17 protein-coding genes are annotated in these 14,397 nt (G+C 54.2%); 5 read left to right on the top strand and 12 right to left on the bottom strand.

Features of this window, described 5'->3' with window-relative positions; all coding sequences use genetic code 11:
* Positions 1-16: 16 nt before the first annotated feature.
* Together ACNKH6_RS06135 and ACNKH6_RS06130 are read left to right on the top strand one after the other, a co-directional pair.
* Positions 17-217 (top strand): hypothetical protein, encoded by a 201-nt coding sequence (locus ACNKH6_RS06135; RefSeq protein ID WP_417914662.1) that lies wholly within the window; start codon positions 17-19, stop codon positions 215-217.
* A gap of 42 nt (positions 218-259) precedes the next feature.
* A complete protein-coding gene (locus ACNKH6_RS06130) occupies positions 260-1,033 on the top strand; it encodes a histidinol-phosphatase (RefSeq protein ID WP_417914661.1) in 774 nt (257 codons plus the stop codon).
* A gap of 2 nt (positions 1,034-1,035) precedes the next feature.
* Here ACNKH6_RS06130 and ACNKH6_RS06125 read toward each other — a convergent pair whose 3' ends face one another.
* From ACNKH6_RS06125 to ACNKH6_RS06085, 9 genes are all read right to left on the bottom strand, one after another.
* Positions 1,036-2,664, bottom strand: coding sequence for a response regulator (locus tag ACNKH6_RS06125; protein WP_417914660.1), 1,629 nt, complete (start codon positions 2,662-2,664; stop codon positions 1,036-1,038).
* A gap of 153 nt (positions 2,665-2,817) precedes the next feature.
* A complete protein-coding gene (gene trpB, locus ACNKH6_RS06120; RefSeq protein ID WP_417914659.1) occupies positions 2,818-4,047 on the bottom strand; it encodes a tryptophan synthase subunit beta in 1,230 nt (409 codons plus the stop codon).
* Positions 4,044-4,157, bottom strand: coding sequence for a hypothetical protein (locus ACNKH6_RS06115; RefSeq protein WP_417914694.1), 114 nt, complete (start codon positions 4,155-4,157; stop codon positions 4,044-4,046). The genes trpB and ACNKH6_RS06115 overlap by 4 nt, the downstream gene beginning before the upstream one ends.
* Before the next feature lie 17 nt (positions 4,158-4,174).
* Positions 4,175-4,372, bottom strand: a complete 198-nt coding sequence (locus ACNKH6_RS06110; protein WP_417914658.1) for a hypothetical protein — start codon at positions 4,370-4,372, stop codon at positions 4,175-4,177.
* A 457-nt stretch (positions 4,373-4,829) separates the two neighbouring features.
* Positions 4,830-5,858: a FlgO family outer membrane protein gene (locus tag ACNKH6_RS06105; protein WP_417914657.1), complete on the bottom strand. Its 1,029-nt coding sequence runs from the start codon at positions 5,856-5,858 to the stop codon at positions 4,830-4,832.
* A gap of 156 nt (positions 5,859-6,014) precedes the next feature.
* Complete coding sequence (locus ACNKH6_RS06100) at positions 6,015-7,778, bottom strand: autotransporter assembly complex protein TamA (RefSeq protein ID WP_417914656.1); 1,764 nt, start codon at positions 7,776-7,778, stop codon at positions 6,015-6,017.
* A gap of 23 nt (positions 7,779-7,801) precedes the next feature.
* Positions 7,802-8,155: a hypothetical protein gene (locus ACNKH6_RS06095; protein WP_417914655.1), complete on the bottom strand. Its 354-nt coding sequence runs from the start codon at positions 8,153-8,155 to the stop codon at positions 7,802-7,804.
* The gene (locus ACNKH6_RS06090) at positions 8,152-8,700 is read right to left on the bottom strand and encodes a type VI secretion system amidase effector protein Tae4 (RefSeq protein WP_417914654.1); all 549 of its coding nucleotides are present in this window, start codon (positions 8,698-8,700) and stop codon (positions 8,152-8,154) included. The genes ACNKH6_RS06095 and ACNKH6_RS06090 overlap by 4 nt, the downstream gene beginning before the upstream one ends.
* A 34-nt stretch (positions 8,701-8,734) precedes the next feature.
* Positions 8,735-8,896, bottom strand: coding sequence for a hypothetical protein (locus ACNKH6_RS06085; RefSeq protein ID WP_417914653.1), 162 nt, complete (start codon positions 8,894-8,896; stop codon positions 8,735-8,737).
* 111 nt (positions 8,897-9,007) lie between these two features.
* Between ACNKH6_RS06085 and ACNKH6_RS06080 the strand changes: the two genes are divergently transcribed.
* The 3 genes from ACNKH6_RS06080 to ACNKH6_RS06070 all read left to right on the top strand — a co-directional run bounded on the left by ACNKH6_RS06080 (position 9,008) and on the right by ACNKH6_RS06070 (position 10,340).
* A complete protein-coding gene (locus ACNKH6_RS06080; RefSeq protein ID WP_417914652.1) occupies positions 9,008-9,505 on the top strand; it encodes a helix-turn-helix domain-containing protein in 498 nt (165 codons plus the stop codon).
* 17 nt (positions 9,506-9,522) lie between these two features.
* Positions 9,523-9,693 carry a hypothetical protein gene (locus tag ACNKH6_RS06075; RefSeq protein ID WP_417914651.1) on the top strand — a complete coding sequence of 57 codons (171 nt, stop codon included), beginning with the start codon at positions 9,523-9,525 and terminating at the stop codon, positions 9,691-9,693.
* Between the two features lie 386 nt (positions 9,694-10,079).
* Positions 10,080-10,340 carry a transposase gene (locus ACNKH6_RS06070; protein WP_417914650.1) on the top strand — a complete coding sequence of 87 codons (261 nt, stop codon included), beginning with the start codon at positions 10,080-10,082 and terminating at the stop codon, positions 10,338-10,340.
* A gap of 84 nt (positions 10,341-10,424) precedes the next feature.
* Here ACNKH6_RS06070 and ACNKH6_RS06065 read toward each other — a convergent pair whose 3' ends face one another.
* From ACNKH6_RS06065 to mgtA, 3 genes are all read right to left on the bottom strand, one after another.
* A complete protein-coding gene (locus ACNKH6_RS06065) occupies positions 10,425-10,550 on the bottom strand; it encodes a hypothetical protein (protein ID WP_417914649.1) in 126 nt (41 codons plus the stop codon).
* A gap of 116 nt (positions 10,551-10,666) precedes the next feature.
* On the bottom strand, positions 10,667-11,149 hold the full coding sequence (locus ACNKH6_RS06060) for a universal stress protein (RefSeq protein WP_417914648.1): 483 nt from the start codon (positions 11,147-11,149) through the stop codon (positions 10,667-10,669).
* Positions 11,150-11,271: 122 nt separating this feature from the next.
* Positions 11,272-14,037, bottom strand: a complete 2,766-nt coding sequence (gene mgtA / locus ACNKH6_RS06055; protein WP_417914647.1) for a magnesium-translocating P-type ATPase — start codon at positions 14,035-14,037, stop codon at positions 11,272-11,274.
* Positions 14,038-14,397: the final 360 nt, after the last annotated feature.

Genomic DNA, 14,397 nt, shown 5'->3' with positions numbered 1-14,397 from the left:
TCTCCAACCGAAGAATATGATGAAGAAAATATTTGCCCGCCCTGTAGATTTCAGCAAAGTTGAGACGCTGGTGTACCACCTGCCGGACGGCCCGTCGTTCTCTATGGAAATGAACGATGTGGCCGAGATGTTCAACTTTGACATGGAGTTTGGCGATATTTGCGACACCTCGGACATTGACGGCGTGCTCCATTTTTTTCCGAAAGGAAACGCCTGATGCCCTTTTCTCCGTTCTCCTCCCGCCGCTGAGGTCGTTGACATGTCCGTCTTTCCGCCGTTAGACCTCAGCGGCGACCACCACATTCACACCAAATTCTGCAATCACGCCTCCGGGGAAATGGAGGAATATGTGCAGGCCGCAGTCAGCAAAGGCTTGCGGACGATGACCTTTTTGGAGCATCTGGAATGCGGTTTGCTGTATGAGCAGCAGATTTGGCTGACACCGGAATTGTTCCGCCTGTATTTTGCGGAAGGACTTCGGCTGCGGAAAAAATATGCCGGACAGATTGCGGTCAGACTGGGTGTGGAAATCGGCTGGAACGCCTTCGCCGCCGAGGAGCTGCTGGCGGTGTTGGAGAGTTTTCCTTTTGAGCATCGCGGCTTGTCCTGTCATTTTTATTTTGACGGCAGCCGCCATCTGAATTTGTTGAGCAGCAAACGCGAGCATATTGACGCACTGGCGGCCATCGGCCCTGAACCAGTGCTGGATGCCTATTTTGCCAGCCTGATTGAGGCCTGCGCCGCAATCCCCTGCGACAAGCTCTGCCATCTTGATGCCGCTCTCCGCCATCTGCCGCCGTTCCGTCTCACGGCCCGCCACCACAAACTGATCAGCGAGCTGCTGCAACTCATGCTGAAAAAAAACATCGCCTTGGAAGTCAATACCTCTGGCTATGAAGTCCGCCCGCAGCCGTATCCGGTCTTGGATATCATCTGGCAGGCGGCGGACCTGGGCATTCCCCTGATTCCCGGTTCCGATGCGCATCATCCCCGGCAGGTAGGGCGTTATTTTGAGCTGCTGGCAGGCAAGTAAGTTCAGCCGCCCGGCTGCCAGCGTTTCAACGCGGCGGCAATCTGATTTTTGTCAATCGGCTTAGTCAGATAGTCGTCCATGCCTGCGGCAAAGCATTTTTCCTGATCGCCGCTCATGGCGTTGGCGGTCATCGCGATGATCAGGCGGTGCCTGCCATGCAGCTGGCGACGCAGCCGCTCAGTCATGCTCACCTCCAGCTTGCTGGCGGATTCCTTGTCAACGGCTTCGCCCCGCTCGCAATGCCGGATGATCCGGGTCAGGCTGTAGCCGTCCAAACGCGGCATCTGCACATCAGAGAGAATCAGGTCGAAGCGGTCGTCTTCCAGCAGCACATGCAGGGCCTCCACGCCATCCACGGCCTCAGTCACTTGGTGGTTGAATTTCTCCAGCACCACCCGGAGCAGGAAGCGGTTGGCCGGATTGTCCTCCACCAGCAGGATGCGCATCGGCTGGAGACGGACATCATCCAGCAGCGCGGCTGCGCTTTTTTTCTGCTGCGGCTCCTCAGCAGCGAGGCCAAAGACGACGATGAAGCTGAACATCGCCCCCTTGCCCTCTTCGCTTTCCACCCAGATTCTGCCGTCCATCAGCTCGCAAAGCTGGCGGCAGATAGCCAAGCCGAGGCCGGTGCCGCCGAATTTGCGCGAGACCGAACTGTCCGCCTGCGAAAAGGCGCTGAAAACCGTGCCGATTTTATCCGCCGGAATGCCGATGCCCCGGTCTGTCACCGAGACCCGCGCAGACACGCTCTCCGGCCCAGCTTTCTCCAAGGTGGCGGCGACGCGGATCGGCCCTCGTTCTGAGAATTTGATTGCGTTGCTGAGGAGATTGAGGATGATCTGGCGGAAGCGGAGGCTGTCGCCCTCGACCGCTCTGGGCAAATCCGGCGAGATTGCCGTGATGATCTCCAGCCCCTTTGCCTGCGAAAGCACCGAGACCGTGCGCACCGCCGCCTCCACCGCCTCAGCAAGGATGAAAGGATGCTCGTCCAGCTCCATCTGCCCTGCTTCGATCTTGGAAAAATCAAGGATGTCGTTGATCAACGAGAGCAGCGAGTCTGCCGAGAGCTTGACCGTCTCCAAATAGCTGCGCTGCTGCGGATCAGCCGCCTTTTCCAAGGCCAGATCGGTCATGCCCATGATCGCGCTCATCGGCGTACGGATTTCATGGCTCATGTTGGCGAGAAAAACCGACTTGGACTGCGAGGCCGCCTCCGCCTTCAGCCGCGCATTTTGCAGCTGCTGCCGCATCCGCAGCAGCTCAATCTGCGTGCCGATACGGGCGCGGACAATCTCCAGCTTGAAGGGCTTGGTGATGAAATCCACCGCGCCTGCGTCCAAACCTTGCAGCTCGTCGCTTTCTTTATCCAGTGCGCTGAGGAAAATCACCGGAATATGCTTGCTGCGGCTGTCAGCCTTCAGGCGGCGGCAGACCTCGTAGCCGTCCAAGCCCGGCATCATGATGTCCAGCAGGATCAGATCCGGCTGCGGCTCCTGCATGGCCAGCTCCAGCCCCTGCGCCCCGCTGGTGGCAACCTTGATCTTGTATTCCGGCGACATGGCCTCGCCAAGCAGCATCAGGTTGTCGATGATGTCGTCGACTATGAGGAGGGTGTATTTCTTTTCGCTCATACATTCCACAGCCGGAGTCATTCGGCGCATAGGGGAGACTGGTTCAGGGGCCGACTGTCATAAATGAAAACACAGGCCGCCGTATCTGTCTATCGCATATTGTGATTTTTGGCAATATCTTTCCATCATAGACACAACGTGGCGCAGCCATTTTTATTTTGCCAGGTACTCCTCGGCCCGGCGGACGATGAACTCCTGCCAGGACGGATCGTTGAAGGCGTGGGCGATGGTGAAGATGTCCTTGTCGCCCCGGCCTGACATGTTGATGATAATTGCCTGCTCAGGCGACATCTGCGGTGCCTCTTTGATCGCCTGGGCAAAGGCGTGGGAGGACTCCAGTGCCGGAATGATGCCCTCAGTTTTCATGGTCAACTGGAGAGCCGCCAGCACTTCATCATCCGTGGCCGCCTCAAAGCGCACCCGGCCTTTCTCGCCCAGATCAGCGAGTATCGGCGAAATGCCGACATAATCCAGCCCGGCGGAAATGGAATGCGTGTCGAGCATCTGGCCGTCGCTGTCTTGCAGGAACTTGGTTTTGTAGCCCTGCGCAATGCCTGCGGCAGCCCGCTCGCTCAACATGCGGGAAGCGTGCTTGCCCGTGTCGAGTCCTTTGCCGCCAGCTTCCACGCCGACTAATTCAACCTCTGGCTGATCAAGGAATCCCTGGAAGATGCCCATCGCGTTCGAGCCGCCGCCGACGCAGGCATAAACTCGGTCAGGCATCGCGCCGTATTGCTCCACGATCTGCCGCTTTGCCTCCTGGCCGATAATGGATTGAAACCACGCCACCATTTCCGGGAAGGGATGCGGCCCGCAGGCTGTGCCGAGCACGTAATGCGTCGTGTCCATGCTCGTCACCCAGTCGCGGAACGCCTCGTTGATCGCGTCTTTCAGGGTGCGCGAGCCGTCTTTCACCGGCACCACAGTCGCGCCGAGCTTTTCCATCCAGAAGACGTTGGGCCTTTGCCGCGCAACATCCTCTTCGCCCATGTAAATCGTGCAGGCAAAACCGAAGCGGGCGGCCATCGTTGCTGTGGCCACGCCATGCTGCCCTGCGCCGGTCTCAGCGATGACCCGTTTCTTGCCCATGCGCTTGACCAGCAAGCCTTGCCCCATGACGTTGTTGGCCTTGTGTGCGCCGGTGTGGTTGAGATCTTCGCGCTTGATGTAAATCCGTGCCCCGCCGAGCTGTTTGGAGAGATTCGCCGCATAAGTCAGCGGCGTGGGCCTGCCGGAATAGTTGGCCATCAGGTCAACATATTCTTGCCAAAAGCTGGCATCAGCCCGCGCCGCCTCATACGCCGCGTTCAGCTCGACAAAGGTTTGATGCAGCACTTCCGGGATGAACGCCCCGCCCCATTGTCCGAAGTATCCTTTTTTCATGGTGTGTTGTTGTTGAAAGTCTTGATGAATTCGGCCTCAAACATGTCAATCAGCTCAATGATGCTCATGACTGTTCCGGGTATCACTTCTGTTTCGCTGCCTGCATGAATGTGATGCGGAAAATTCGTCAGATCAGGAAAATGTCATACATCGCGCTCCATTCAAAGAAATCGGCATCATCGCCAAGCTCTCCGTGTTGAAAACGTTCATAGAACAGCTTTGACGGCATCTGATGCCGCTGCTCGAAAGAATCTAAAATTTCCCGGTATTCCTTCAGCTCGCGATTCGCTTTGCCGCGTTCCAGATCAATCAGCTTGTCAAGCACTCAATCTGCCATTGCAGAATGATAATCCTGCTGATACACCTCCCGCAGGATATGAATTCTGCTCAGTGTTTCAGTCTGCACTGCCATAGGTTTTTCCTCCTTGCTTAGGCGTATTCGTCACTGTGACCGCCGCATCCGCCGCTTAAACCGCCTTGGTTCACGCTTGAAACGAGGCAATTCACGCTTTAATCATCGTGATTCACTCTTCAATCAAGGCGTTTCACGCTTCAACCGGCTCATTTTAAGCGTGAAGCAGGACGATTTACATTTAAACCGAGGCATATCACGCTTCATTCATCGTGATTCACGCTTAAAACGGGATGATTGAAGTGTGAATCGTCCCGCTTAAAGCGTGATATGCGACGATTCAAGCGTAAAACGTGGCAAACGAAGTGAGACATTTACCCGCTTTATCTTTATACCTGCACCGTGATTGTTCTGCTTCTCCAATCCACATTCAGGACTTGATATTACTCCGTCTTGGATTCCTTTTCCTGAGAAATAATCCGACTACTGGCACAAGAATAGTTGCCCATAGCCACTGATAATTATCTTTTATGAACGTTAATATATTTTGTAACGTGTCTTCTTTTGCGATGATTTTTTTATCAGAAGTATAAATTATTTGCGGAAGCACCTCTTTTCCTACATTTAGAATAATTGATATCGTCAGATGCAACTCATGCACTCCAGATAATTTTGGCTTAACTTCCCATTTCCACTCAATAACATCATCTTTTAGTGAAAATTGAACTTCAGGTGTTGTTCTGCTTACATCAAAATCTAACCCTGATAATGAAGCGGATAATTTATTGGTTACTATAACTTTTTCATCCAAATCTTTTAATTTTTCTCTAACATATTTTTTATACTCTTCTATTTCTTTCTTCGCATCAATAGAAACACGAACAAGTGCAGAGCTTTTGCTTTCTATTTTTTCTGGAAAATCAACTGAGATACTCTGCAAATGAAGATCGTTGCCAAGAAGTTCGCTTATCGTTATTGCTTTCTCTATTTCTACACTTACAGTTGGCGCATCAATAACTATTGCATCTTTAGGGTCAAGTAATTTTAAAGAAACTCTTATGATTTTATCAAAAGGAATGACTGTTCCTGTGATTACCGCGTCAACCCCGGTAATATTTCCCAATTTTCTCAGTGTTGCCGGATCAATCAGGCCGGTTGCCGCGAGCTTATTCTCCTTGATAATGCTCTTCAGCCGGGTTCTGTCAATCACCCTGAATCCTTTACTGGAACCAGCCAGCGCAACGGAAAATTCTTCCGCGATAAATTGATCAAGCTGCGTCACATTGCCTTCAAGATCAGTGAAATCCACCACCGCCACTGTCTTCTTGCCTTTATCAGCAATCTTCTGCGCCATTTTCGCGGAAAGCTCCTCAATCTCCTTCTCATAGCCCCACGCCGAAGACACCAGCATGGAAAGAAACATCGCCGCGCCGCAAACCGAAAGAGTTCTCTTATTCATGGCAATATCATCCAGTGTATTGATTTTAGAAAAATATGCTTCTATGAGTTACGCAGGTGCATAAAGGTTTGCTTCCTTCGACAGGCTCATGAACCACCCTTCAGCATCATTTCACAGGAGTTTTATGCAAACAACCCCTTTGAGCCGGTCAAAAGCTCACAAATCCGCGCCCAAGGTGATGTGCAGACGGACAGAGAAGCCGCCTTCCGAGACAGGATCGGCCAGATCAAGGCGGATCTGGCCAAAGGGCAGGCTCATGCGGCCGCCGATGCCGATGCCCTGCTGGAGGCGGGCATCGATGTTGTCGTAGGCGTTGCCCAGATCGTAAAAGACAGCGGCACTCCAGAGCGGCGAGAGCTTGCGTTCCAGCTCAATGCTGCCTTCGGTGAGATACTGCCCGCCGACAACGCGGCCTGAATTGTCCTGCGGGCCGAGCGACTTGTAGGCATAGCCGCGCACGGACTGATCGCCGCCCGCGTAGAAGCGCAGCGACGGCGGCAGCTCGTTGATCGAGTCCATCATCGTCGCCCCGAAACTGCCCCTGCCGATCAGCCGCCAGTTCTCGAAGGGGCTGAAGATGGCCTTGCCGCCGACGCGGAACTGGACAAAGCTGGTGCTGCCCAAGTACGGCGCCTGCGCGGCCCGGACGCTGCCGCCGACGCGGATGCCGTGCTCGGTGTTGACGCGGTTCTCGGCAAAGATGAGGGTGAGGAAAGCGTTGGGCATCAGCAGCCAGGTGCTGTCCTCCTCGTGGCCGCCGATGGTGTAGGCCTCGTGCAGATACTCCAGCCCCGCGCCGAACTGGTATTTCGGGGCGTTGTGCTTGAGCGTCGCGCCGAGCGTGTACTGGCTGATCTCGGTGTTCTGCCAGCTCTCCTCCGAATAGAGGGTGTCAAAGCTGAGGGTGTCGTAGCGCAGGTCGAGAAGGGGCAGGGGTATCTCGTAGCCGCCAGCGGCTTTACTGCCTTTCTCAGCCAGCTGGACGTTGAACGAGGGCTTGTGTCCAAGCCTGTTGATCATCCGGTTCTTCCAGCCGATGTTGCCCCGCGCGCCGGTGTCGGTGCCGTAGCCCAAGCCGAAGCTGTAGCGGTTCTTCGGGGCAGGGGAGAGATGCAGCTCAACCGGCACCTGCTCCTGCGCCGCCTCGGCGGCCGGCAGCTTCGGTTCAACTGTCACCTGACTGAAGTAGCCCGTGGCGTAGAGGTCGCTTTGCAGCCGGTTGAGCGCGTTCAGAGAATAGACCTCGCCGGGCTGGTAGGGGACATAGCGTTGCAGCAGCTCCGGCTTGAGGACATAGTTAGCGCTGAAGGTCTCGCCAAAGACGTGCAGCGGCCCAGTGTCCAAGCGCAGGAGGACAGCCGCCTTGCCTGCTTTGGCCCGCACCTCAACCCGGCTTTCACTGAACTTGGCGCGGATGTAGCCTGCGGTGAAGGCCTTGGCCAGGATGCTCTTCTTGCCCTTCTCGTAGTCCGCGTCGTTGAGCTGTGATCCGGGCTGGAGCGGGAAGCCTGCTTGCAGGTTCTTCAGAGCCTCATGCTCCTTGCCCGGCCCGGCGACATCGATGCGCAGACTGTCCACGTGCACCGGCGGCCCGGCATCGACCTCATACACCGCCTGCCAGCCTTGGCCGCGCTTCTCCAGCAGGCCATGCCCCTTGTTGTTATTGACCTTGGCGACGTAATAGCCGAAGGGCATGAGGGCCTTGGCGATTTGCTCAGGAGCTTTCTTGTGCAGCCGCCGGAGCTGACCCGCACTGAGCTGTGCGGCCTCCTGCTGCTGGGCAATGGAGAGGCTGGCGAGAATGTTCTTATGCAGCTCGCCGTCAACACCCCGGACGATGACTGTGACCGGGGCGGCGAAGGCGGCGGCAGGCAGGAGCAGGAGGAAGAGCAGCCAGAGATGTCGGAAGAATGCAGCCATGCGGCGTGGAGCGGTGACAGCTTTTACTGCGCCTTGGTCAGCGAGCGGAGGAACGCAGCGTCATGCTCCATTGTAAAACATTTCAGCAGGTCGATGTCAATATTCTGCTTGGTCCGCAGCGGCGGGCGGTACTGCTTCACCAAGAGCGAGACGCGCTCGTACTCCTCCGGCGAGGCGGTGCCGCGCTCGACGATGCCGCCGGAAATCGCCCGGACGTCCTTCAGGTCATAGCCTTTCTTGCTGAAGTACCAGTAGAAGCAGTTCGCCTTGGCGAAATCTATCAGCTCGGCGCGAAGGGCGGGCGGCGGCTGCTCCGCAGCATGGACGCAGGCGCTGAGGAGAACGGCTGCGCAGAAACTCAGCAGGCATGTTCTCACTGCGCGCTTCCCTGTGGCACTGCTGCCTGAGCTGCCGTCTGCGTCTGTTCCGCCTTGTCAGCCTCGGCTTCCCAGAAAAGCACTTTGTTCGCGACCTCATCATAACCATGCCACAAGCAGGCGGTGCCGTCCCACAGATCGGCATGACCAGTGGCATCAGCCCAGCCTTTCACTTCAAAGACGATGATGCCCTTGCGGCCAGCTATCTTTTGCAGGTGCTCCTCAGGCAGGTATTCCTCCGGCTTGCCGTACCGCGTCGTCAGGTGCTTGACCAGCATCTTCACCCTGAAGATGTACCATTTTCCGTCTGCGCCGGAGGAAACCTGTGCCTGCACTTTGCCTTTTGGCCATTCCTCTTTGAAGAAAGGTATCTCATACTCCTTGCCAGAGGCATTCAGCGCAGCGGATATTCTTGAGGAACAGGCGTTGCTGAACACGCCGATCTGGTAATTGTACAACACCTTGCCGCCGATGGCTTGAAAAACTTCTCCGGCAGGTTTAGCAGGGAAATTCGCTTTTAAAATATCCCACTTTGGCAGTTTCATGATCTTGTCGATTTAAATGGATTAAAATCATCATCTATTTGCGCAAACCGTTCAATTCATACGCTGACAAACCTGTTGCTTTTTCGATAACATCCAAAGCAATCCCCTGTTTCAGCAGCACGATGGCGATCTCCCTTTTCTGAATCTCAAGTTTTTCCTGCTGCAACTCCTCTTGGTGAAACTCATCAATAGACACTATATCGAATTTTAGGTTGCAATATTTTAAAATTTATGTTACTTGTTGTTTTGCTTTGTTAATTTAAAATTTAAGCCCCGAAAAAGGCAAACTGGCGAAGAGGACATAAAAATGACAAATTACACGGAACTTTCTGGGAAACCTAATGAATTCATTGCAATGACAGGATTGTCTGTTGAAGAGTTTAATTCTCTTCTTTTTTATTTCAAAAAAGCTGAATGTGAAAGCAAATTTACAATTGCAGGAAAAGAAAGGAGAAATAAACATGCTGTTTACAGCAATTCTCCAATAAAATTCTCTGCTGACAGGCTTCTTTTTATTTTAATATATATGAAGCAGTATATGACACAGGCGGCAATCGGTCAACTTTTTGGAATAAGTCAGCCAAAGGCTAATATGTTTATACATTATTTGACACCTTTATTGTCCGCAGCTCTGAATGAATCCGGCTCTTCTCCATGCAGAAACATGGAAAATATAAATGAATATGAAGCTGATGTTTATTGTCATGACGGAACGGAACGGCATATAAACCGACCAAAAGACAGCGGACGGCAGAAAGAATATTACAGCGGTAAAAAAAGACCTTTTCAGTCAAAAACAATATAATTGCAAACTCTTCGTGCATGGTAATTTTTTTAACATTTACAGCATCTGGAAAAAATCATGACAAAAAAATATCAGATGAAGCAGGATACGTCCTTCCGAAAGGAAGCTGCCTGCTGCAAGATGCCGGTTTTCAAGGTTTTTCTATTGAAGATGTTTTTATTTTTCAGCCAATGAAAAAGAAACCATGAGTAGATTTAACTTACTATGAAAAGGAAATGAATAAAAATGTTTCAAAAATAAGAGTCAGAATAGAGCATGTTGTAAGTGGAATTAAGAGATGCAGGATTGTTAAAGATAAATTTAGAAACTGGCTGCGCTGGTTTGCTGACACAGTCATGGAGATTGCTTGCGCACTGCACAATTTCAGATTAAGATTCAGACCTTGGCAAAAAGTCAATGCCGATTGCTTGAAAAAATCGATATAGTGTCTATCGTTCGACTCCGCCGCCCTGAGCCGCACCAAAACGGACAGGAAAGATGCCCGCCTCTCCGGGAGCCGCCTCCGCTTGAAACTGCGGAACTCCGAGCTGTTGTCACCCGCCGCGACGCGCTGGAGCGCATGAGGACGCAGGAAATGAACAGACTGCATGTCTCCTGCGCTGAAGTCCGCACAGACATTGAACGGCATCTCGCTTTTCTTGAGCGGGAGATCAAGGACATAGACTCGGAAATCCGGCAGAAAACCGACGGTGGCATCCATTTGAAAAAACAGCGGGAGCTGCTGGACAGCATCCCGAGCCTCGGCGTGAAGACCATCCCTGTCCTGCTCTCTTTCTTCAGCGGCAGACGCTTCCGCAGCTCCCGGCAGGCGGCGGCTTACGCAGGCAGGGCTTGACCCGCGTCAGCGCGGGTCCGGCAGCAGCGTCCGCAGAAAGCCGGGAATCTCGAAAATGGGCCATTCTTTTCTCCGCAAGGCTCTTCACATGCCCGCGATGGTCGCGGTCATAAGAACAGAATGGGGCAAGGCGTTCAAAGCCCGCCTCGCCGCGAACGGAAAACCGCCGATGGTCATAATCTGCGCCATGATGCGCAGAGCTTCGTTCATGTCGCTGTCGGTGTCCTCAAATCAGGCAAAATGTTTGATCCGGCCCTTCATGGAGCTTGACGCGGACAACAGTATCTATCCTATGCAAGCGGACAGCGGTCAGCCCTCCGTTTTGCTTACTCCTCGCCGCTGCAATCTTGACGATAAGGATTGATGGTCAACACCGGGCAGCAGGCCGTCTTCACCACCTTGTCGGCCACGCTGCCGAACATAATCCGCTCAAGGCCTTTGTAGCCGTGGGTGCCCATGACGATCAAATTGCCGCGCACTTCTTTGGCGTAATTCAGTATTTCCTCGGCAACGTCGCCGTTCAGCACCCGGCTGTGCAGGGCGGAGACTCCGGCGGCGGCAGCCTGCTCGCGGCAGCTTTCTGCAAACTCCTCCATTTTCTGCTGGGCTGATTCCAGCAAATCTTTGCTCAGATTGGGCAGATTGAGCGGCGGGACAAAGAAGCCGGAATAGTCCTCGAAATTCTGCACCACAAAGACCAGATGCAGCTCCGCGCCGAATTTGCCTGCCACATAGGCGGCTGAATCAGCGATCATTTTGGCGTTGTCAGAAAAATCTATCGGCGTGATGACGGTTGTAATGTTCTGCATGAATTCCTCTCGTTGTTATGAACACGCGCTTGTCCGCTGGCTGGCCTGCGGAACACAATGGTGACATAATTATTGCCTTTTGTTGTTTTCCGCAAGAGCGTTCTTGCGCTGCATCCACAAAATCACTGCCACCCGAACCGACGGCGGTACCAGCTTTTCATAAGCTGGGTCAGGCCCATATATCCCATGAGGATAAGCGGCAGGAAGACAAAGTACAGCGGCGGCAGGCTTTGCAGCTTGAAATAGTGGGCGAGCGGCCCCATAGGGAGAAAGATGCCTATAGCCATAATGATGCCGGTTGTGAGCAGGAGAGGCAGTGCCGCTGTGCTCTGGATGAAAGGCAGCTTGGGCGTGCGGATCATGTGCACAATCAGGGTTTGCGTCAGCAGGCCAACAATAAACCAGCCGGACTGGAATAAGGTCTGCGTCTTTGGGGTGTTTGCGCCAAACACAAACCACATCAGGGCAAAGGTGGTGAGGTCGAAGATGGAACTGATCGGCCCGAAGAAGAGCATGAAGCGGCCTATATCCTCCGGCTGCCACCGTTGCGGCTTGCGCAGCAGCTCGTCGTCCACATGATCAAGCGGAATGGCGATCTGGGAGATATCATAGAGCAAATTTTGCATCAGCAGCTGCATCGGCAGCATGGGCAGAAAGGGAAGGAAGACGCTGGCGGTCAGCACCGAGAAGACATTGCCGAAATTGGAGCTGGCGGTCATCTTGATGTACTTCAGCATATTGGCAAAGGTGCGGCGGCCTTCCAGCACGCCTTCTTCCAGCACCATCAGGCTTTTTTCCAGCAGGATGATGTCTGCCGCCTCTTTGGCGATATCTACCGCCGTATCCACGGAAATGCCGATGTCGGCCCGGCGCAGAGCCGGAGCGTCGTTGATGCCGTCGCCCATGAAGCCGACCACATGGCCGTTGGCCCGCAGCAGCCGGACAATGCGCTCCTTGTGCGCCGGGGTGAGCTTGGCGAACACGTTGCGCTCCTCCACGGCGCGGGACAGCTCGGCATCGCTCATGCCTTCAATCTCGCCGCCCAGCAGCGTGCCAAGCTGCGGCAGGCCAACTTCATTGCAAATCTTGGCTGTGACCAGCTCGTTGTCGCCGGTCAGCACTTTGACCGCCACGCCGTGTTCGGCCAGAGCTTTCAAGGCCGGAGCCGTGGATTCCTTGGGCGGATCAAGGAAGGCCACATAGCCGATCAGCACCAGATTGGCCTCATCAGCCAGTCCGTAGGTCTCCTTGCGCGGCGGCAGCTCCTTGGCTGCCACGGCAACCACCCGCAAGCCTTCCTCATTCAGCTGGGCCGTCACCGCTCGAATATCGGACAGGAGTGCTGGAGTCAGCGGCTCGGTGTTCTTGCCATGCCGGACTTGGCTGCACACGGATAGAATTTCTTCAACTGCGCCCTTGCAGATCAGCTCGTGATGATCTTCCCGCTCGCTCACCACCACCGACATGCGGCGGCGGGTGAAATCAAAGGGAATTTCATCCACTTTACGGTAGTTCTTCGCCGGATTGAGCTGACGGCGCATCTCGGTGTGCTCCAGCACCGCCACATCCAGCAGATTCTTCAGACCAGTCTGATAGTAGCTGTTGAGATAGGCCATCTCCAGCACAGAGTCCGACTCATCGCCCCAGATATCAATATGCCGGGCCAGAAAAATTTTGTCCTGCGTCAGGGTGCCGGTTTTGTCGGTGCAGAGCACATCCATCGCGCCAAAATTTTGGATGGCATCCAACCGTTTGACAATCACTTTCTTGCGCGACAGAAACACCGCGCCTTTGGCTAAGGTTGACGTGACGATCATCGGCAGCATTTCTGGGGTCAAGCCCACAGCGATGGACAGGGCGAAGAGCATCGCCTCCATCCAGTCGCCCTTGGTGAAGCCGTTGATGAACAGCACCAGCGGAGACATCACCAGCATGAAGCGGATGAGCAGCCAGCTCACCTTGTTCACGCCGGTTTGGAATGAAGTCGGCGTGCGGTCAGTGGCCGTGAGGCTGCTGGCCAACATGCCGAAATAGGTTCTGCGGCCCGTGTTGATCACCACAGCAGTGGCCGAACCAGAGACCACGTTCGTGCCCATGAAAATCAAGTTGTCCAGCTCCACTGGGCTGACAGCGTTCACTGTCCGCTGCGTGGCGAACTTTTCGACAGGCATGGACTCACCAGTCATGGCGGCTTGGGCGACAAAGAGGTCTTTGGCCGTCAATACCCGGCAGTCCGCCGGAATCATGTCCCCAGCTGAAAGCAGAATCACATCGCCAGGCACGAGCAGTTTGATCCTCAGCTCGATGCGCTGGGCTGGTTTCACCTGTAAATGCGCCCCATAGTATTCCTCAAAGAGCGGGGCAGCATCTTCAGAGAGATCACGCCGCATGACAGTGGCCGTGTTGCTGACCATGGCCTTGAGGGCATCGGCAGCTTTGTTGGACTTGGACTCTTGGCAGAACCGCAGAATGGTTGAAAGCGCAACCATCAGACAAATGACTGTCGCGGCCCGAATATCTTCGGTCAGATAAGAAATGACCGCAAGGAGGGATAAAAGCAGATTGAACGGGTTGCGGTAGCAGTGCCAGAGGTGTGTCCACCACGGCAAGGGCTTTTCGTGCTCAATTTCATTGAGGCCGACTTCTTCGCGGATTGACTCGGCCTGCACATCGGACAGGCCATCGCGGTGGCTGTTAAGCTGCTTGAGCAGCGTCTCCGCATCACTAGCGGAGGCTTCCGTGAGTATCTTGCTGAGTGCGGCAGGGACTTCGCGCTTGCCGCTCTGAGGCAAGGTGTCGAGAAGCAATCGCCTGCGGCGGAAATGCCGGGCGATATGACGGGATTGAAGAAATCTGGCAAAGACTTCTTTCAGGACGGTGAGGCTCATGCTGTTCTCCTTAGGTTCGCCACCATCCTGAAAAAACATATCAAGATAGCGGCTTCCGCAACGGATAATCCATAGTGGTTGCTCGACGTGATTGAGCTGGTTGAAAAAGGGTGATTTACTCTTTGCTGGAACGCTTGCTGCCGAAAAACATCACATATTTTTACGAAAGATAGCAGCCGTGGCGAAATAATTCAAGCGGGCCGAGCTGTCAACCGAAAAAGCTGGAGGGCGCGTTATCGCGCTGGTGAGCATGTCCTGTGGTTATAAAGCTGTTGACCCTGACCCGCTGAAGGGAATATAGTTGAACATCGTTATGTCCTTTTTCTCTTTTCTGCAAAACAGTCTTTCCAACGCCGGGAG

It is taken from the genome of Candidatus Electronema sp. JM, from assembly GCF_048287415.1.
Lineage (GTDB): Bacteria > Desulfobacterota > Desulfobulbia > Desulfobulbales > Desulfobulbaceae > Electronema.
The sequence above is the reverse complement of the archived record's forward strand: the minus strand, read 5'-3'. Positions and strand labels throughout refer to the sequence as shown.